Here is a 17557-nt window from a genome sequence, read left to right on the forward strand (position 1 = left end):
GGGGCGGTGCGGGGCGGTGCGGGGGCCGTCCGGGGCGCTCGACGCGGGGAAGGGGGCGGGGGCGCGGAGCGCTCCCGGACGGCGAACGGCGAAGCCGTCACCCGTTGTTCGGGCACAGCTCCGCCGCTGCACCAACTGTGACAGAGAGCGTGCGCGCACGCAACTAATTCGTCGATCGGGTGGAATCTCCCGGCCGGGAGGGCCGGTGAAGGCCGTCGAGGCCCCTCACCGGCCCGATCGGGCCACCGGCGGCTACCGCCGCAGCCAGCCCTTCTTCGGGGGATCGAGGGGAGCCGGCTCCCGCGCCATCACCAACTCGGCGACGCAGATGCGCATGTGCTCGGTGATCGTCTGCGGGTCGGCGGAGCGCTCGATCTGCATCAAGCGGGACTGCTCCACGAGCCAGCTCGTCGGGGACGTGCGGAACACGAGGCGGCCCTGCTGATCGGGGAAGGCGCCGCGCGCATAGGTCCGGCTCATCTCCTCGGCGCGGGCGACGGCCGCTTCCCTCCCGCCTTCGACGGGGACCTTCGCCACCAGTTCCCATCTGCTGTCGCCGTACGAATCGTTGGCCTCCACCAGCACGTACCAGCTCATGACCCCGTACCCCCTGGGTTTCCGTGTGCGCGTATCCGGCTGTCCGACCCCGCACCGGACTGTAGGTGACGCTCGACGACCGGGACCGGTGAATCCCGGCGCACACGACGAAGCGCCCCGTGTCTCTCAGGGAGACAGGGGGCGCTTCGTCATGCGGTGCTTATGGGCTACGGGCTACGGGCTATGCGGTACGAGGACGCCGGCGGGCGGTCCGTTCCGCGGCGAAGACGTCCTCCAGGCGGAACAGTTGGGCCCTGCCCGCCTTGCCGGCCGCTCGCAGGTGGCCCAGTTGGACCCACTTGCGGATCGTCGCCGGGGCGACCCCGGCCTCCTCGGCGGCCAACGGGCCGGGGATCAGGGCCGGCAGGGGCAGGGGCTTCAGCACGGGCTCTCCTCGGTGTCCTCGGAATCGGGTGTCGTCGCGGACGTGGTGCCGCTCGTGGTGTTCGACGCGGTGCTGCTCGTCGTGTTCGACGCCGTGGTGCTCGTCGTGTTCGACGCCGTGGTGCTCGCCGCGATCCTGGTCGCGGACGCGGTGGTGCTCGCGGTGGTGTCCAGCGCCGCTTCGAGCTCCTCCGTACGGGCGCCCGACGCGTCGGCCAGTTCGCCCCAGCGCTCCTCCGGCCAGAGGTGCCGGTACGCCGGGTCGTCCTGGCAGCCGCACACCTCGTCCGTGCAGACGCACGCCGGGTTCACGCACAGCACCGCCCGCCGGTCCGGGAAGACCCGCAGCGAGACCGAGTCGCACCACGGGCAGCGGCCCGCCACGCGGACGACCGTCTCCGTGTCCCCCAGCGTGCGCGCGCAGCGCCGTGCCATCCGGCGTATCTCGTCGCGCACGTGCCGGGCCAGGTCCGGGTGGGGCGCCAGGTCGTCGAGCAGGCCGACGACGCGCCGGAGCCGTTCGATCACCCCGGCCCGGCGGGGGCGCGGCAGGCCGAGGCGGGCGCAGACGGCCTCCTCCAGCTCCACCACGCCGTCGCTGATGTCCCGGATGGCGTCGGAGACGTGCAAGCGGATCGGGGCGGCCCCGTGGCCCGGCACGGCGAGCCCGTGCCGCTGCTGGAGGAGCAGGGCCTCGCGGCGCTCCTCGCGGATGAGTTCGTCGCGGCCGGGGTGCGGCGCGGTGGGCGGGGTCCCCGCGGGGGAGCGGCGGCCGGGCGCCAGCTCCTCGGCGAGCTCGGGGAACTGCCGTACCAGGGAGGCGGCCCAGAGCGCGATGTCCCGTACGACCCGGTCGGCGGAGTGGACGGTGTCGTCGTCAGCCACGCGGACCTCCGGAGTGCGCGACGCCCGCCGAACTCCGGCCGCGGCGTGGGACGACGGGGCGGCCGTTGCGCCAGAGGCGGCCCGCGCAGACGCCGTCGAACCAGCTCTCGGCGGGGGCCACGGCCGCCTCGCACTCGCGGCGGACGGGACAGGAGGCGCAGGCGCGCAGCGCCGGGGCCGCCTGCTGGGGGCGGCGGGCGAAGACGACGGACGGGGAGAGGCCGGCGCACGCGGCGGCGGCCTGCCATGAGGACGAGTCGGGCAGGAGCATGGTTCTTCTCCACGGTCCGGGCCACCGAGCCCTGGGGCCGGTGCGACTCCTGGGACTCATGAGGCCGACGAGTGCGACGGCGAGTCAGAGAGTGACATGTTGCGTGCGGGCGCGCAACAAGTTTGTGGAGCGGCGTGGAGCGGCCTTCACCGATTCGACACGATTGCGTGCTCAAAAGCACGTAATTCTTTGCGCGCAAGCACGCTAGAGTGTGGTCCCCGGAGGGTGGGGGAGTTAGGGAGCGGTACATGAGCACTCAAGGGCTCGACGAGTTCGCAGGCTGGGTGGAAGGCCTGATGAGAGCGCGCGGCTACGACATCGACAGTCCGCGCGGTGGAGGAAAGTCCCGGATCGCCGACGAGGCCGGCGTGCACCGCGCTGCCGTGACCCGGCTGCTGCAGCGGCAGAGCATGCCCGACCTGGAGACCATGCGCAGGATCGCCCCCCTCCTCGGGGTCTCCGTACGCGACATGCTGATCCGGTCCGGCCGGGTCACCCCGGACGAGCTGCCCCTGGCTGCGGATCTGCTGCCGCCGGGCGACTGGCAGCCCACCATGGAGGACTTCGCCCGCTGGCTCGGCGTACCCGACGAGCGGATGGGCGTGTTCGTCAAGGTCGTCAACCAGTTCCTGGAGCCCGGCGAGGAGGAGAGCGAGCCGCGAACCCCTGGTGAGCAGCGCCGCGCCACCCGGGAATGACCCCCGCGCGCACCCGGCCCGCGGGCCCGTCGGGAGGAGGACTCCGACGGGTCGGCGGGCTCTGGGTCACGGCCCACGCACCGACCGTCCCCGGATTCGTCGTCCCACGTCCGGCGGGCCCTGGTACGCGTGGGCATTTGTTTTGACCGGAGTGCATGCGATAGGTACGCTCAGACCTTGTGCCTGGGGTGTGCCTGGGCTCGCGTGCGTGTCCTCAACCGCATGGCGAGTCCGTCAACGGCCACCGCAATCTGCGCCTTTTCCGCCCTCGGCGGAGGTCCGCAGTATTCGACACACCCGACCGCGTGGGTCGGACAGTGTTCCAGGTTAGTTTTACGACGGCACACAGAAACCGGAGAAGTAGTGCCTACGATCCAGCAGCTGGTCCGGAAGGGCCGGCAGGACAAGGTCGAGAAGAACAAGACGCCCGCACTCGAGGGTTCCCCTCAGCGTCGCGGCGTCTGCACGCGTGTGTTCACGACCACCCCGAAGAAGCCGAACTCGGCCCTCCGTAAGGTCGCGCGTGTGCGTCTGACCTCGGGCATCGAGGTCACGGCCTACATCCCGGGTGAGGGTCACAACCTGCAGGAGCACTCCATCGTGCTCGTGCGTGGTGGCCGTGTGAAGGACCTGCCGGGTGTTCGTTACAAGATCATCCGCGGTTCCCTCGACACGCAGGGCGTCAAGAACCGTAAGCAGGCTCGCAGCCGCTACGGCGCCAAGAAGGAGAAGTAAGAATGCCTCGTAAGGGCCCCGCCCCGAAGCGCCCGGTCATCATCGACCCGGTCTACAGCTCTCCTCTTGTCACCTCGCTGATCAACAAGATCCTGCTGGACGGCAAGCGTTCCACCGCCGAGCGCATCGTCTACGGCGCCATGGAAGGCCTCCGCGAGAAGACCGGCAACGACCCGGTCATCACGCTGAAGCGCGCCCTCGAGAACGTGAAGCCGTCCCTCGAGGTCAAGTCCCGCCGTGTCGGTGGCGCCACCTACCAGGTGCCGATCGAGGTCAAGCCCGGTCGCGCCTCCACCCTCGCTCTGCGCTGGCTCGTGGGCTACTCCCGCGCCCGCCGCGAGAAGACCATGACCGAGCGCCTCATGAACGAGCTCCTCGACGCCTCCAACGGCCTCGGTGCTTCGGTCAAGAAGCGTGAGGACACGCACAAGATGGCCGAGTCCAACAAGGCCTTCGCGCACTACCGCTGGTAGTCGCAACCCACATCGAGACCGAGAGAAGACTGAGCCGATATGGCTACCACTTCGCTTGACCTTGCCAAGGTGCGCAACATCGGCATCATGGCTCACATCGACGCGGGCAAGACGACCACCACCGAGCGGATCCTGTTCTACACCGGCGTTTCGTACAAGATCGGTGAAGTCCACGACGGCGCTGCCACGATGGACTGGATGGAGCAGGAGCAGGAGCGCGGCATCACGATCACGTCCGCCGCGACGACCTGCCACTGGCCGCTCGAGGACGTCGACCACACCATCAACATCATCGACACCCCGGGCCACGTCGACTTCACCGTCGAGGTGGAGCGTTCGCTGCGCGTGCTCGACGGTGCCGTGACGGTGTTCGACGGCGTCGCCGGTGTCGAGCCCCAGTCCGAGACTGTCTGGCGTCAGGCGGACCGCTACGGCGTTCCGCGTATCTGCTTCGTCAACAAGCTCGACCGTACGGGTGCCGAGTTCCACCGCTGCGTCGACATGATCGTGGAGCGCCTCGGCGCCGTCCCGATCGTCATGCAGCTCCCCATCGGTTCCGAGATGGACTTCCAGGGTGTTGTGGACCTCGTCCGCATGAAGGCTCTGGTCTGGTCCGCCGAGGCGACCAAGGGCGAGATGTACGACGTCGTCGACATCCCGGCCACGCACACCGAGGCTGCTGAAGAGTGGCGCGGCAAGCTGGTCGAGACCGTCGCCGAGAACGACGAAGAGATCATGGAGCTCTTCCTCGAGGGCCAGGAGCCCACCGAGGAGCAGCTGTACGCCGCGATCCGTCGTATCACCATTGCCTCCGGCAAGGGTGGCGGCGAGAAGACGATCACCCCCGTCTTCTGTGGCACCGCGTTCAAGAACAAGGGTGTTCAGCCCCTGCTCGACGCGGTCGTCCGCTACCTCCCCTCCCCCCTGGACGTCGAGGCCATCGAGGGCCACGACGTCAAGGACGCCGAGGTTGTCGTCAAGCGCAAGCCTTCCGAGGACGAGCCGCTCTCCGCGCTCGCCTTCAAGATCGCGAGCGACCCGCACCTCGGCAAGCTCACCTTCGTCCGGATCTACTCCGGTCGCCTTGAGGCCGGCACCTCGGTGCTGAACTCCGTCAAGGGCAAGCGTGAGCGCATCGGCAAGATCTACCGCATGCACGCGAACAAGCGTGAGGAGATCGACTCGGTGGGCGCCGGCGACATCGTCGCCGTCATGGGCCTGAAGCAGACCACCACCGGTGAGACGCTGTGCGACGAGAAGAACCCGGTCATCCTGGAGTCCATGGACTTCCCGGCGCCGGTCATTCAGGTCGCGATCGAGCCCAAGTCCAAGGGTGACCAGGAGAAGCTGGGTGTCGCCATCCAGCGTCTCGCGGAGGAGGACCCCTCCTTCCAGGTCCACTCGGACGAGGAGACCGGCCAGACCATCATCGGTGGTATGGGCGAGCTTCACCTCGACATCCTCGTCGACCGTATGCGTCGCGAGTTCAAGGTCGAGGCGAACGTCGGCAAGCCGCAGGTCGCGTACCGCGAGACGATCCGCAAGGCCGTCGAGCGCGTGGACTTCACCCACAAGAAGCAGACCGGTGGTACCGGTCAGTTCGCCAAGGTGCAGATCGCGATCGAGCCCATCGAGGGCGGCGACGCCTCGTACGAGTTCGTGAACAAGGTCACCGGTGGCCGCATCCCGAAGGAGTACATCCCTTCGGTCGACGCCGGTGCGCAGGAGGCCATGCAGTTCGGCATCCTGGCCGGCTACGAGATGACTGGCGTCCGCGTCATCCTTCTCGACGGTGGCTACCACGAGGTCGACTCCTCCGAACTCGCGTTCAAGATCGCCGGTTCGCAGGCCTTCAAGGAGGCCGCGCGCAAGGCTTCGCCGGTCATCCTCGAGCCGATGATGTCCGTCGAGGTCACCACGCCCGAGGACTACATGGGCGAGGTCATCGGTGACATCAACTCCCGCCGTGGTCAGATTCAGGCCATGGAGGAGCGCAGCGGCGCTCGCGTCGTGAAGGGCCTCGTGCCCCTCTCGGAGATGTTCGGCTACGTCGGAGACCTCCGCAGCAAGACCTCGGGTCGCGCAAGCTACTCGATGCAGTTCGACTCCTACGCCGAGGTTCCCCGGAACGTCGCCGAGGAGATCATCGCGAAGGCCAAGGGCGAGTAACTCACCCGAGTGCACGCTTTAGGCTTGACACCAGTCGCCGGGGTTCAGACCCCGAAACCCGAGGAACGGGCCCCGGCGGATGGCATCCCAGCAAAGATCACCTGGCGCCGATGAGTAAGGCGTACAGAACCACTCTCCAGGAGGACCCCCGTGGCGAAGGCGAAGTTCGAGCGGACTAAGCCGCACGTCAACATCGGCACCATCGGTCACATCGACCACGGTAAGACGACCCTCACGGCCGCCATTACCAAGGTGCTGCACGACGCGTACCCGGACCTGAACGAGGCCTCGGCCTTCGACCAGATCGACAAGGCTCCTGAGGAGCGCCAGCGCGGTATCACCATCTCCATCGCGCACGTCGAGTACCAGACGGAGTCGCGTCACTACGCGCACGTCGACTGCCCCGGTCACGCTGACTACATCAAGAACATGATCACGGGTGCGGCGCAGATGGACGGCGCCATCCTCGTGGTCGCCGCCACCGACGGCCCGATGCCGCAGACCAAGGAGCACGTGCTCCTGGCCCGCCAGGTCGGCGTTCCGTACATCGTCGTCGCCCTGAACAAGGCCGACATGGTGGACGACGAGGAGATCCTGGAGCTCGTCGAGCTCGAGGTCCGTGAGCTCCTCTCCGAGTACGAGTTCCCGGGCGACGACCTGCCGGTCGTCAAGGTCTCGGCGCTCAAGGCGCTCGAGGGCGACAAGGAGTGGGGCCAGTCGGTCCTGAACCTGATGGCCGCCGTCGACGAGGCGATCCCGCAGCCCGAGCGTGACGTCGACAAGCCGTTCCTGATGCCGATCGAGGACGTCTTCACGATCACCGGTCGTGGCACCGTCGTCACCGGCCGTATCGAGCGTGGTGTCCTCAAGGTCAACGAGACCGTCGACATCGTCGGTATCAAGACCGAGAAGGTCACCACCACGGTCACCGGCATCGAGATGTTCCGCAAGCTGCTCGACGAGGGCCAGGCCGGTGAGAACGTCGGTCTGCTCCTCCGTGGCATCAAGCGCGAGGATGTCGAGCGCGGCCAGGTCATCATCAAGCCCGGTTCGGTCACGCCGCACACCGAGTTCGAGGCCCAGGCCTACATCCTGTCGAAGGACGAGGGTGGCCGTCACACCCCGTTCTTCAACAACTACCGCCCGCAGTTCTACTTCCGTACCACGGACGTGACCGGCGTCGTGACCCTCCCCGAGGGCACCGAGATGGTCATGCCGGGCGACAACACCTCCATGACCGTCGAGCTGATCCAGCCCGTCGCCATGGAGGAGGGCCTGAAGTTCGCCATCCGTGAGGGTGGCCGGACCGTGGGCGCCGGCCAGGTCGTCAAGATCAACAAGTAATTGTTGACCGTCTGACCTGTGCCGCTCCTGACGGAGCGTCATGAGAGGGCCCCCGGCCCGCCGTTCGCGGCGGTCCGGGGGCCCTCTTCTTTGTGTCGTACGGGGTTGTCCTGCGGGTCGTCCCGCGCGGTCCTACGAGTGCGAGGTCGCCCCGGACCGGTTCACCGGCCGCCACACCCACGGGTGGGCGTCCGCGCCCAGGCCGACGGCGACCGGGCCGCCCGGGGCCAGCCGCAGGGTCGGGGCCTGCACGGCCGCCGCCCCCTGCGTACGGGTCCAGAGCCGGCCGCCCTTGCGCAGCTGGATGCGGCCGCGCAGGTCCCGGCCGAGCAGAACCGTTCCGCCTCCGTCGGCGGCCGCGGCCACGGAGCCGTACCCGTCGAAGGACGCGTTCCCGCGCCGCGACAGCAGCTCCTTGGCGGCCGGCTTGCGGTAGTACACGTCGACCCCGGCGCGGCCCTGGGCCGGTACGGCGGCGACCGGGTCGCCCGCGAGGGGGAGCGGGGCGGCGGGGACGGAGTCGATCCAGTGCTGTACGGCCGTCCGGCCGGCGGCGAGGACGTGGACGCGTCCTTCGGCGTCGACCACGGCGTCCAGACCGTCCTGGATCTCCTGGGTTCGGGGGAGGTCCCGCCACGGGGACCAGGTGCCGCCGGTGGACCGCACCCGCGTCGACACGCCCTTGTCCGCGTTGCGTATGAAGAGGTGGACCCGGCCGTCGGGGGTGGTGACCGCCACCGGGACGCCTATGCGGCGGCCCCGGTCGTCCTTGCGCTCGGGATTGCCCAGGCCCCGCCAGGCGAGGAACGGGCCGTCGGGGGAGCGCTGCTCAAGCAGGACGACCTCCCGCTTGTTGGCGCCGCCGCGGCCTGCGAGGGCGGCGATGCGCACCCCGAAGAGCAGGACCCGGCCGTCGGGCAGGGTGGCCGAGCCGAGCGCGGGCGCGAGCGGCCCGCCGCCCAGGTCCTTGGGGTCGCCCCACTGCCCGGAGCCCCGCTCGGTCTCCCGCCAGTGGACCGCGCGCAGTCCGAGCACGCCGTAGGCGTCGAGCCGCCCGTCGGGCCGGGCGACGACGGCCGGGCCCGCGCCGGGCCAGCGGTGGTGGGTGGCCCGTACCCAGCCCTTGCTGTTCTTGAGGGGGCGGCCGCCGCCGACGCCGTAGTCGCCGCAGCCGGAGGGGTTGCCGCACTCCCAGGAGGGGTCGCCGCCGTACGGGAGGAGGTGGCCGGCCTTCTCCTTGAGGACCTGCGGCGGGAGGTTCTTGGGCCAGTGCCGGTTGTAGTACCCGCGGAAGGCTGTCGCCACGAACGCGGGTATCTGCCCGGGGCCCTTCTGGTCCTCGGCGACCCAGCGTATGAGCGCGGCCCAGGAGAAGCAGGCGACGGCGGTGTGGGCGCCGTGATCGGAGTAGCCGGGCTGCTCTGCGTCCCGCTTGCGGGTCGCCGCGTTGCTGATCTGGATGTCCGGGTCGGGGTCGAGGGTCTGGACGACGGTCGGCCGGTAGCGGTCGAGGAGCCCGACGAGGACGTCGATCAGCTGGTCGTGGTCGTAGGTGTCGGAGCGGTCGACGGGGGAGTCGGCGGATATGTGCGTGCGCAGTTCGAGCGCGCGGTCGCTCCAGAGGTCGGGCAGGGCCATGTAGCGCCGGGGGGCGTGCTCGGGCAGGTTGAGGAAGATCAGCTCGACCCGGCGGCCGCGGTGCACCAGCGTGTTGATCTCGGCGCGCCGCCCGCCGTGCAGGGTGACGACGCCCTTCTGCCAGGGGGTGAACTTGTCGAGCCCGAGGAGCGTCGCGTACGCCTGGCGCAGGCCCTGGTGCCGTGACGAGGAGTAGGCGGCCCGGTCGGGCTTGGCGGGGGCCATGCCCTTGATCTGGTTCATGCCCTCGTGCTCGCCCGCGGTGACGTACACGGAGACCAGCGGGACACCGGCGTCGAGCATGCGCTGGGTGTCCGGGTTCATGAAGTACAGGTCGTCGTCCGGGTGCGCGGCTATCTGCATGAGCTGCTCGCGGCGGGTGCTGACGATCGGGACCCCGGGCGCGGGGTCGGCGGCCGGCTGGGCCCGTCGGGGGGCGGCGGGTACGGAACACCCGGCGAGGGCCGTCGTACCGAGAGCGGCGGCGCCCAGGGCGGCGGTGGCGGCGAGAACACCGCGTCGTCTGGGCTGACCCGTCTTGAGCAGCTCGGACCTGTCCACTGTTGCTTCCCCCCGTACCGCACGCACGTTCGCTGGATCCGCGGAGGGCCTGTCGGGGCCTGCTTCCGCGACTGGCTAGACGGGATTAAGCGGGTGGGGGTTGCCCGCGAATTCGCTCATGTGCTCGCACTGTGTGCGAGGGGTGAACGGCCAGGTCACAGGAAGATCAAAAGGCCCTCCCCGCGCGCGTCCGTCGAAGGGGGCCGTGGCACGCTCCGATCCGCACGCGTGATCAGGGGTGGGGGAAGCATGAGCGAGAAGGACCGGTCGGTCTCCGACGAGGAGTGGGCGGCGTTCGTCGAGGCGGCGAAGAGGGACGGGGTCGGTACGGGCCCGGTCCCGAAGGCCCGTAAGGGCAGGTCGTCGGGGCGAGGGGACGCCAGGCCCGGCCGGGCGGAGCAGCCGCAGCCGGAGGGCTGGCGCACCGGCCCGGCCTGGGGGGAGACGAACCGGCGGAGCGGACGGGGGCGCCGGGTGAAGGGGGTCGTGGGGATCGCCGTGGCCGCAGGCGTCCTGCTGGTCGCCCTGCGCCCGCAGCTGGTCACCGACCACCTGCCCGAGGGGCTCGGGGGCCCGGGGGAGACCACGCCGCTCGCGGCCGAGAGCGCGCGTCCCACGGCGGCGCCGTCCGAGGAGGCCTTCCCCGACGGGCCGACGCTGCGCGAGCCGTTCCGGGGCTCCCCGGCGCTGCGGTGGGCCGACGGGGCCGCCGGGATCGAGACTCCGCAGGCCAGGGCCGTCGACTGGATGTCGAAGGACGAGGTCGCGGCCGCGCTCAAGACGGCGAAGGACTTCCTCGTCGCGGCCAATCTCGACCCGGCCGTGATCAACGGCGGCAGGCCGACCCAGGCGCTGGCCCTGCTCGACCCGCACCAGCCCGACGTCCGCTCGGGCATGGAGAAGGGCCTGGCCAGGGCCACCGAGAAGAACGACCCCACACTGCTGTTCAGCCGGTTCGCCCCGGCGGAGGCGAAGCTCGTGGGGCCCGTGGTGAAGACCCGGGGGCGGATGACGCTGGAGGCCGGCACGGGCGCGTACGCGGACCACGTCGTGATCCACACGGACTACACCTTCGTCTACCCCGTCGTGAAGGTACGGCCGGGCGCCGACGAGGTCGCGCGGACGGTCGTACGGCGCCAGATCACCTTCGCGCTCCCCGACCCGGGCCGATACCGGGCGACCCAGGGCAAGTTGTCGCTGAGCCGCATGAATTCGAGCGCCGGCAACGACGACTGCGACCGGCCGAAGGACGGGTTCTTCCACCCGCTGTTCGCCGAGGACCTGGCGGCGTCGCCCGGCACCGAGGCGTCGGGCCCGGCCTCGGACCCGTACGACCGCAGCAAGGACCTCACCGACCTCCCGCAGGAGTGCGGCAGGCTCACGCGCAGCTGAGCTACGGGAGGTCCTCCGCCACGGTCACCTCGCCGCTCCCGAGCGCCACCGTCGCCCGTACGCGCATCGGACCGTCCTCGCGACGGGACAGCAGCACCACGTCCCTGACGCGGGCCGTCGCGCTGCCGAGGAGGGCCTCGGCCGTGGTGGCGAGGGTGTGGGGGTCGCGGCTGCGGCCCAGGGAGAGGTGCGGGGTGAAGCCCCTCGCGCGGTCCCCGCACAGCGGGAATCGGGCCTCCAGGCCCTCCCGCAGGCGGGCCCACGGCTCCTCGCCGTCCGCGCAGGGGTCGAGCCATACGGTGGCGTACTCGCGGTGGCCGAACCAGTGCACGCCCTCCAGGCGGGCCTGGAAGGGCGGGGTCTGCCGCGCCGCCGCCGCGACGAGCGGGGCCGCCCGCTCGAACTCCGCCTCCGGTACGAAGCCGAAGAGGACGTTCACGTGCGGCGGCCAGCGGTGGATCTGGCGGTCATGCGCGCGGCGGACGTGCTGGATCGGGGGCCACAGCCGCTGCGGCGGGAGCCAGGCCACCGCCGTACGGCTCGTCGGCGGCACGGCGAGCACCTCCCCGGGCGGGACGGGTTCCTCGGCCCTGGGCGCAAGCACGGCATCGAGCCGGTCGACCCCCGTGGCCCGGTCCCAGACGACCCGCCCGTCGACCTCGAAGAACACCACCCGGTGCCAGGGGATCTCCCCGCCGGGCTCGAAGTCGGCCAGCGGCATCCGCTGCGGGTCCGCACCGCGCTCGGTGATTCCCATCACGAACCGCTCCGGGTCGAAGCGGGGGTCCCACAGCACCCGGTGGTAGATCTCGTCACTCGTGTGCACACCGGGCGTCTGCCCCGGAAGCCGTCTCCCAGTCGGCCACGGGCCCCGGCGTGCCGTCGGCGGGCGGGGTGATCGTTCGCGTCCTACGCTCCGGGTATGAAGCCCAGGGCAGGGCGCGCGCTCACCTCGATCATGATCGTGCTCACGCTCACGACCGGCATGATCGAGGCCGTCAGCTTCCTCGCGCTGGGGCCGGTCTTCACCGCCATGCAGACCGGGAACCTGCTGCTGCTCGCCTTCGCGCTCACGGGCGCCGCGGGGCTCTCGCCGGCCGCGGCCGGAGTCTCCTGCGCCGGGTTCGTGGTCGGCGCGGTGCTCGGCTCACTCCTGGAGTCGAGCGCGGATTCCCACGGCCGACGGTGGTTCCCCCGCGCGCTGCTCGGCGAGGGGGTGCTGCTGGGGCTCGCGGCGCTGATCGCGTGGCGGACCGGTGTCGACGGGCCGGGCGGGACCGTGACCGGTCACCACTTCGCCGTGATCGCGCTGCTCGCCGCCGCCATGGGCGCCCGCAACATCACGACGCTGCGGGTGCGGGTCCCGGACGTGCCGACGACGCTGTCCACGCGGGCCCTGACCGCGTTCCTCGGCGGTCTGCCGCACGTCGCGGACCCCCGCATCGGCTCGGGTGCCCGCCACGAGGGTCGCCGGTTCGCGTCGATCGCGGCGATGTTCGCGGGGGGCGTGCTCGGCGCCTGGCTGCTGCGCGAGGGGGTGAGTCCGGCGGCGGTCCTGGCCGTTCCCTGCGCGCTGGTTCTCTTCATGGGCGCGACGTTCTGGATGGTGCCCGAGCGGCGTACGTCCGAGCCCGGGTGACCGTCGCCCCCGGAGGGTCGGCGTTTGACTTGGATCACGTCCGGGGTATTCTCTCCGGCTCGATTGGCCAGCCCAGCGCCCCGTATGGCAGACTGTCGGGGTTGCTCGGTTGAGTGCCGATGCTGCGCGCCTCCCGTCGGGAGGACCGGAAGCGAGTCCCACAGTACTCGTCGACCCCTCGGGTCGGACGTACGGGAATCTTCCGGGAAGCGTCAGCGGGGTGCCGACCAGGCACTCGGTGGGTGTTCTGCCCCCGGAACCGCGGTCATGGTGACCGCACCCCCTTGGTTGGGAGATCCCTAGGGATTTCTGCGTAGAGGGAGTGCGACACGCCCGACCGCGTGGGTCGGAGACAGAGTCAAGAGAACCCCCGAGTCCAGAGCGTTAACCAAGACAAAGGACTACTGAGTAGCCATGGCGGGACAGAAGATCCGCATCCGGCTCAAGGCCTACGACCACGAGGTCATCGACTCCTCGGCGAAGAAGATCGTCGAGACGGTGACGCGAACTGGTGCGTCGGTCGCGGGCCCGGTGCCGCTGCCCACTGAGAAGAACGTGTACTGCGTCATCAAGTCGCCGCACAAGTACAAGGACTCGCGCGAGCACTTCGAGATGCGCACGCACAAGCGCCTCATCGACATCCTCGACCCCACGCCGAAGACGGTTGACTCGCTCATGCGCCTCGACCTCCCGGCGGGCGTCGACATCGAGATCAAGCTCTGAGGTGACGCGCGAGATGGCTAAGAACATCAAGGGCATCCTGGGCGAGAAGCTCGGCATGACGCAGGTCTGGGACGAGAACAACCGGGTTGTCCCGGTGACCGTCGTCAAGGCCGGCCCCAATGTCGTGACCCAGGTGCGTACGAACGACATCGACGGCTACGAGTCGGTCCAGATCGCCTTCGGCGAGATCGACCCGCGCAAGGTGAACAAGCCCCTCAAGGGCCACTTCGCCAAGGCCGACGTCACCCCGCGCCGTCACCTTGTGGAGCTCCGCACCGCTGACGCCTCCGAGTACACGCTCGGCCAGGAAATCACCGCCGAGCTCTTCGAGGCCGGTGTGAAGGTCGACGTCACCGGTAAGAGCAAGGGCAAGGGCTTCGCCGGTGTCATGAAGCGCCACAACTTCCGTGGTGGCAAGGCCTCCCACGGTGCCCACCGCGTGCACCGCAAGCCCGGTTCGATCGGTGGCTGCGCCACCCCGGGCCGTGTCTTCAAGGGCATGCGCATGGCCGGTCGCATGGGTAACGAGCGTGTGACCACCCAGAACCTGACCGTTCACGCCGTTGACGCGGAGAAGGGCCTGCTCCTGATCAAGGGTGCGGTTCCTGGTCCGAACGGCGGCCTCGTCCTGGTCCGCACCGCGGCCAAGGGGGCCTGAGGATATGAGCACCATTGACATTCTGTCGCCCTCCGGCGACAAGACCGGGACCGTCGAGCTCCCGGCCGAGATCTTCGAGGCCAAGATCAGCATCCCGCTGATCCACCAGGTCGTCGTCGCGCAGCTGGCCGCCGCCCGTCAGGGCACGCACAAGGTCAAGCGTCGTGGCGAGGTCCGTGGTGGTGGCAAGAAGCCGTACCGCCAGAAGGGCACCGGCCGCGCCCGTCAGGGTTCGACCCGCGCCCCGCAGTTCGCCGGTGGTGGCGTCGTGCACGGTCCCGTGCCGCGTGACTACTCGCAGCGGACCCCCAAGAAGATGAAGGTCGCCGCTCTCCGCGGTGCCCTCACCGACCGGGCGACCCACTCCCGCATCCACGTCGTCTCCGGCGTGGTCGAGGGTGGCATCTCCACCAAGGCCGCCAAGACGCTGTTCGGCAAGATCTCGGAGCGCAAGAACCTGCTCCTGGTCGTCGAGCGCGCCGACGAGGCCGCGTGGCTGTCCGCCCGCAACCTGCCCCAGGTGCACATCCTGGAGCCGGGCCAGCTGAACACGTACGACGTGATGCGATCCGACGACGTGGTCTTCACCCAGGCCGCCCTCGAGTCCTTCGTGTCTGGCCCCAAGGCCGCTGACAACGAAGGGAGCGAGGCCTGATGTCCGAGGCCACGATCACCAGCAAGACCTTCACGGACCCGCGTGACATCCTCGTCAAGCCGGTTGTTTCCGAGAAGAGCTACGCGCTGCTCGACGAGAACAAGTACACGTTCATCGTTGCGCCCGGCGCCAACAAGACCCAGATCAAGCAGGCCGTCGAGGCGGTCTTCTCGGTCAAGGTCACCGGGGTCAACACGATCAACCGCCAGGGCAAGCGCAAGCGCACCCGCACCGGTTTCGGCAAGCGCGCCAACACCAAGCGCGCCATCGTGACCCTTGCCGAGGGCAACCGTATCGACATCTTCGGCGGCCCGACCGCCTGACGGCGGTCGAGTCGTCCGGAATCGGACGAGGACTGAGAAATGGGAATCCGCAAGTACAAGCCGACTACGCCGGGCCGTCGTGGCTCCTCCGTAGCCGACTTCGTCGAGATCACGCGGTCCACGCCGGAGAAGTCGCTGGTTCGCCCGCTGCACAGCAAGGGCGGCCGTAACAACACCGGCCGGATCACCGTGCGCCACCAGGGCGGTGGCCACAAGCGCGCCTACCGAGTGATCGACTTCCGTCGTCACGACAAGGACGGCGTGCCGGCGAAGGTCGCTCACATCGAGTACGACCCCAACCGCACCGCTCGCATCGCGCTGCTCCACTACGCGGACGGCGAGAAGCGCTACATCATCGCCCCGCGTGGTCTCGCGCAGGGCGACCGGGTTGAGAACGGCCCCACGGCCGACATCAAGCCCGGCAACAACCTGGCCCTCCGCAACATCCCGGTCGGTACCACGATCCACGCGATCGAGCTCCGTCCCGGCGGTGGCGCCAAGTTCGCCCGTTCCGCGGGTGCCTCCGTGCAGCTGCTGGCGAAGGAGGGCACGATGGCCCACCTTCGTATGCCGTCCGGCGAGATCCGTCTCGTCGACGCCCGTTGCCGCGCCACCATTGGTGAGGTCGGCAACGCCGAGCAGTCGAACATCAACTGGGGCAAGGCCGGCCGCAAGCGCTGGCTGGGCGTTCGCCCGACCGTTCGCGGTGTGGCGATGAACCCGGTCGACCACCCGCACGGTGGTGGTGAGGGCAAGACCTCCGGTGGTCGCCACCCGGTCTCCCCGTGGGGTCAGAAGGAGGGTCGTACTCGCTCGCCGAAGAAGGCTTCGAGCAAGTACATCGTCCGCCGCCGCAAGACGAACAAGAAGCGCTAGGAGCGGGTTTAGATGCCGCGCAGTCTCAAGAAGGGGCCCTTCGTCGACGACCACCTCGTAAAGAAGGTGGACGCCCAGAACGAAGCCGGCACCAAGAACGTCATCAAGACCTGGTCCCGTCGCTCGATGATCATCCCGGCCTTCCTCGGCCACACGATCGCGGTGCACAACGGCAAGACCCACATTCCGGTGTTTGTCACCGAGTCGATGGTCGGCCACAAGCTCGGCGAGTTCTCGCCGACGCGCACCTTCCGGGGTCACGTGAAGGACGACCGGAAGTCGAAGCGCCGCTAGTAGCGGGGTGGAATGACCATGACAGACACTGGAAGGACAACCATGGAAGCCAGGGCCCAGGCGCGGTACATCCGCGTTACGCCCATGAAGGCCCGCCGCGTGGTGGACCTTATCCGTGGCATGGATGCCACGGAGGCTCAGGCGGTCCTGCGTTTCGCCCCGCAGGCCGCGAGCGTGCCGGTCGGCAAGGTGCTTGACAGCGCCATCGCCAACGCCGCGCACAACTACGACCACAGTGACGCCTCTTCGCTGTTCATCAGCGAGGCGTTCGTGGATGAGGGCCCGACCCTGAAGCGGTTCCGTCCGCGTGCTCAGGGCCGTGCCTACCGGATCCGTAAGCGGACCAGCCACATCACCGTGGTCGTCAGCAGCAAGGAAGGAACCCGGTAATGGGCCAGAAGGTTAACCCGCATGGGTTCCGGCTCGGCATCACCACGGACTTCAAGTCCCGTTGGTACGCCGACAAGCTGTACAAGGACTACGTCAAGGAAGACGTCGCCATCCGTCGGATGATGACGTCCGGCATGGAGCGCGCCGGCATCTCGAAGGTTGAGATCGAGCGCACCCGTGACCGCGTGCGGGTGGACATCCACACCGCGCGTCCCGGCATCGTCATCGGCCGCCGTGGCGCCGAGGCCGACCGCATCCGCGGCGACCTCGAGAAGCTCACGGGCAAGCAGGTCCAGCTGAACATCCTCGAGGTCAAGAACCCCGAGATGGACGCTCAGCTGGTTGCTCAGGCCGTTGCCGAGCAGCTCTCCTCCCGCGTCTCCTTCCGTCGCGCCATGCGTAAGAGCATGCAGGGCACGATGAAGGCCGGCGCCAAGGGCATCAAGATCCAGTGCGGCGGTCGCCTCGGCGGCGCCGAGATGTCCCGCTCGGAGTTCTACCGCGAGGGCCGCGTGCCCCTGCACACGCTCCGCGCGAACGTCGACTACGGCTTCTTCGAGGCCAAGACGACCTTCGGTCGCATCGGCGTGAAGGTCTGGATCTACAAGGGCGACGTCAAGAACATCGCCGAGGTCCGCGCCGAGAACGCTGCGGCCCGTGCGGGTAACCGCCCGGCCCGTGGTGCAGGCGCTGGCGACCGTCCCGCCGGCCGTGGTGGCCGCGGTGGCGAGCGTGGCGGCCGCGGCCGCAAGCCGCAGCAGCAGTCCGCGCCGGCTGCCGAGGCCCCCAAGGCCGACGCTCCCGCCGCCGCTGCCGCTCCGGCTGAGAGCACCGGAACGGAGGCCTGACCGA

The 17557-nt window shown here is 69.5% G+C and carries 21 protein-coding genes; 15 read left to right on the forward strand and 6 right to left on the reverse strand.

Going from position 1 to position 17557, the window contains the following annotated elements:
- Positions 1 to 252: 252 nt before the first annotated feature.
- The 4 genes from ACGFYP_RS32445 to ACGFYP_RS32460 form a co-directional block, all read right to left on the reverse strand.
- Entirely contained in the window at positions 253 to 597 is a 345-nt protein-coding gene (locus ACGFYP_RS32445) for a hypothetical protein (protein ID WP_393501283.1), read from the reverse strand.
- 181 nt (positions 598 to 778) lie between these two features.
- Positions 779 to 982 carry a hypothetical protein gene (locus ACGFYP_RS32450; protein WP_385145114.1) on the reverse strand — a complete coding sequence of 68 codons (204 nt, stop codon included), beginning with the start codon at positions 980 to 982 and terminating at the stop codon, positions 779 to 781.
- On the reverse strand, positions 976 to 1866 hold the full coding sequence (locus ACGFYP_RS32455) for a hypothetical protein (protein WP_393501287.1): 891 nt from the start codon (positions 1864 to 1866) through the stop codon (positions 976 to 978). The genes ACGFYP_RS32450 and ACGFYP_RS32455 overlap by 7 nt, the downstream gene beginning before the upstream one ends.
- Entirely contained in the window at positions 1859 to 2137 is a 279-nt protein-coding gene (locus ACGFYP_RS32460; protein ID WP_361761334.1) for a WhiB family transcriptional regulator, read from the reverse strand. Before ACGFYP_RS32460 ends, ACGFYP_RS32455 begins: the two co-directional genes overlap by 8 nt.
- A gap of 248 nt (positions 2138 to 2385) precedes the next feature.
- Here ACGFYP_RS32460 and ACGFYP_RS32465 point away from each other — a divergent pair, with 248 nt between their 5' ends.
- The 5 genes from ACGFYP_RS32465 (at position 2386) to tuf (ending at position 7556) form a co-directional block, all read left to right on the forward strand.
- Positions 2386 to 2835, forward strand: a complete 450-nt coding sequence (locus ACGFYP_RS32465; RefSeq protein WP_361965491.1) for a helix-turn-helix transcriptional regulator — start codon at positions 2386 to 2388, stop codon at positions 2833 to 2835.
- Between the two features lie 363 nt (positions 2836 to 3198).
- A complete protein-coding gene (gene rpsL, locus ACGFYP_RS32470) occupies positions 3199 to 3570 on the forward strand; it encodes a 30S ribosomal protein S12 (protein ID WP_003948652.1) in 372 nt (123 codons plus the stop codon).
- A gap of 2 nt (positions 3571 to 3572) precedes the next feature.
- The gene (gene rpsG / locus ACGFYP_RS32475) at positions 3573 to 4043 is read left to right on the forward strand and encodes a 30S ribosomal protein S7 (RefSeq protein WP_003966970.1); all 471 of its coding nucleotides are present in this window, start codon (positions 3573 to 3575) and stop codon (positions 4041 to 4043) included.
- Between the two features lie 39 nt (positions 4044 to 4082).
- Positions 4083 to 6212: an elongation factor G gene (gene fusA, locus ACGFYP_RS32480; protein WP_361965489.1), complete on the forward strand. Its 2130-nt coding sequence runs from the start codon at positions 4083 to 4085 to the stop codon at positions 6210 to 6212.
- Between the two features lie 150 nt (positions 6213 to 6362).
- Entirely contained in the window at positions 6363 to 7556 is a 1194-nt protein-coding gene (gene tuf / locus ACGFYP_RS32485; protein ID WP_361965487.1) for an elongation factor Tu, read from the forward strand.
- 132 nt (positions 7557 to 7688) lie between these two features.
- Here tuf and ACGFYP_RS32490 read toward each other — a convergent pair whose 3' ends face one another.
- On the reverse strand, positions 7689 to 9755 hold the full coding sequence (locus ACGFYP_RS32490) for a PIG-L family deacetylase (RefSeq protein WP_393501294.1): 2067 nt from the start codon (positions 9753 to 9755) through the stop codon (positions 7689 to 7691).
- 249 nt (positions 9756 to 10004) lie between these two features.
- On the opposite strand from ACGFYP_RS32490, the gene ACGFYP_RS32495 reads away from it, so the two are divergent.
- The gene (locus ACGFYP_RS32495) at positions 10005 to 11147 is read left to right on the forward strand and encodes a hypothetical protein (RefSeq protein ID WP_393501297.1); all 1143 of its coding nucleotides are present in this window, start codon (positions 10005 to 10007) and stop codon (positions 11145 to 11147) included.
- Between the two features lies 1 nt (position 11148).
- On the opposite strand, the gene ACGFYP_RS32500 is transcribed toward ACGFYP_RS32495, so the two are convergent.
- Entirely contained in the window at positions 11149 to 11973 is an 825-nt protein-coding gene (locus ACGFYP_RS32500; RefSeq protein ID WP_393501300.1) for an RNA repair domain-containing protein, read from the reverse strand.
- A 96-nt stretch (positions 11974 to 12069) separates the two neighbouring features.
- On the opposite strand from ACGFYP_RS32500, the gene ACGFYP_RS32505 reads away from it, so the two are divergent.
- The 9 genes from ACGFYP_RS32505 to rpsC all read left to right on the forward strand — a co-directional run bounded on the left by ACGFYP_RS32505 (position 12070) and on the right by rpsC (position 17553).
- Positions 12070 to 12786: a YoaK family protein gene (locus ACGFYP_RS32505; protein WP_393501303.1), complete on the forward strand. Its 717-nt coding sequence runs from the start codon at positions 12070 to 12072 to the stop codon at positions 12784 to 12786.
- A 414-nt stretch (positions 12787 to 13200) separates the two neighbouring features.
- Positions 13201 to 13509, forward strand: a complete 309-nt coding sequence (gene rpsJ, locus ACGFYP_RS32510; protein ID WP_003948644.1) for a 30S ribosomal protein S10 — start codon at positions 13201 to 13203, stop codon at positions 13507 to 13509.
- Between the two features lie 13 nt (positions 13510 to 13522).
- Entirely contained in the window at positions 13523 to 14167 is a 645-nt protein-coding gene (gene rplC, locus ACGFYP_RS32515; RefSeq protein WP_260229398.1) for a 50S ribosomal protein L3, read from the forward strand.
- A gap of 4 nt (positions 14168 to 14171) precedes the next feature.
- Positions 14172 to 14822, forward strand: coding sequence for a 50S ribosomal protein L4 (gene rplD, locus ACGFYP_RS32520; RefSeq protein WP_315891595.1), 651 nt, complete (start codon positions 14172 to 14174; stop codon positions 14820 to 14822).
- Positions 14822 to 15145 carry a 50S ribosomal protein L23 gene (rplW, locus tag ACGFYP_RS32525; RefSeq protein WP_352188385.1) on the forward strand — a complete coding sequence of 108 codons (324 nt, stop codon included), beginning with the start codon at positions 14822 to 14824 and terminating at the stop codon, positions 15143 to 15145. Before rplD ends, rplW begins: the two co-directional genes overlap by 1 nt.
- Positions 15146 to 15184: 39 nt before the next feature.
- Positions 15185 to 16021, forward strand: a complete 837-nt coding sequence (rplB, locus tag ACGFYP_RS32530; RefSeq protein ID WP_383223104.1) for a 50S ribosomal protein L2 — start codon at positions 15185 to 15187, stop codon at positions 16019 to 16021.
- Between the two features lie 12 nt (positions 16022 to 16033).
- Entirely contained in the window at positions 16034 to 16315 is a 282-nt protein-coding gene (rpsS, locus tag ACGFYP_RS32535; protein WP_361965477.1) for a 30S ribosomal protein S19, read from the forward strand.
- Positions 16316 to 16357: 42 nt separating this feature from the next.
- Entirely contained in the window at positions 16358 to 16705 is a 348-nt protein-coding gene (rplV, locus tag ACGFYP_RS32540; protein ID WP_135332555.1) for a 50S ribosomal protein L22, read from the forward strand.
- Positions 16705 to 17553, forward strand: a complete 849-nt coding sequence (gene rpsC, locus ACGFYP_RS32545) for a 30S ribosomal protein S3 (protein WP_017239578.1) — start codon at positions 16705 to 16707, stop codon at positions 17551 to 17553. The genes rplV and rpsC overlap by 1 nt, the downstream gene beginning before the upstream one ends.
- The last annotated feature ends 4 nt before the right edge of the window (positions 17554 to 17557 follow it).

Origin of the sequence: Streptomyces sp. NPDC048370 (genome assembly GCF_043200825.1) — a bacterium.
Lineage (GTDB): Bacteria > Actinomycetota > Actinomycetes > Streptomycetales > Streptomycetaceae > Streptomyces.

Excerpts from the sequence above, each read along its gene's own strand:
- ACGFYP_RS32445 (WP_393501283.1), bottom strand. The coding sequence starts at position 597 with ATGAGCTGGTACGTGCTGGTGGAGGCCAACGATTCGTACGGCGACAGC.
- ACGFYP_RS32460 (WP_361761334.1), bottom strand. The coding sequence starts at position 2,137 with ATGCTCCTGCCCGACTCGTCCTCATGGCAGGCCGCCGCCGCGTGCGCC.
- ACGFYP_RS32465 (WP_361965491.1), top strand. The coding sequence starts at position 2,386 with ATGAGCACTCAAGGGCTCGACGAGTTCGCAGGCTGGGTGGAAGGCCTG.
- rpsG (WP_003966970.1), top strand. The coding sequence starts at position 3,573 with ATGCCTCGTAAGGGCCCCGCCCCGAAGCGCCCGGTCATCATCGACCCG.
- fusA (WP_361965489.1), top strand. The coding sequence starts at position 4,083 with ATGGCTACCACTTCGCTTGACCTTGCCAAGGTGCGCAACATCGGCATC.
- ACGFYP_RS32495 (WP_393501297.1), top strand. The coding sequence starts at position 10,005 with ATGAGCGAGAAGGACCGGTCGGTCTCCGACGAGGAGTGGGCGGCGTTC.
- ACGFYP_RS32505 (WP_393501303.1), top strand. The coding sequence starts at position 12,070 with ATGAAGCCCAGGGCAGGGCGCGCGCTCACCTCGATCATGATCGTGCTC.
- rpsJ (WP_003948644.1), top strand. The coding sequence starts at position 13,201 with ATGGCGGGACAGAAGATCCGCATCCGGCTCAAGGCCTACGACCACGAG.
- rplC (WP_260229398.1), top strand. The coding sequence starts at position 13,523 with ATGGCTAAGAACATCAAGGGCATCCTGGGCGAGAAGCTCGGCATGACG.
- rplD (WP_315891595.1), top strand. The coding sequence starts at position 14,172 with ATGAGCACCATTGACATTCTGTCGCCCTCCGGCGACAAGACCGGGACC.
- rplW (WP_352188385.1), top strand. The coding sequence starts at position 14,822 with ATGTCCGAGGCCACGATCACCAGCAAGACCTTCACGGACCCGCGTGAC.
- rplB (WP_383223104.1), top strand. The coding sequence starts at position 15,185 with ATGGGAATCCGCAAGTACAAGCCGACTACGCCGGGCCGTCGTGGCTCC.
- rpsS (WP_361965477.1), top strand. The coding sequence starts at position 16,034 with ATGCCGCGCAGTCTCAAGAAGGGGCCCTTCGTCGACGACCACCTCGTA.
- rplV (WP_135332555.1), top strand. The coding sequence starts at position 16,358 with ATGGAAGCCAGGGCCCAGGCGCGGTACATCCGCGTTACGCCCATGAAG.
- rpsC (WP_017239578.1), top strand. The coding sequence starts at position 16,705 with ATGGGCCAGAAGGTTAACCCGCATGGGTTCCGGCTCGGCATCACCACG.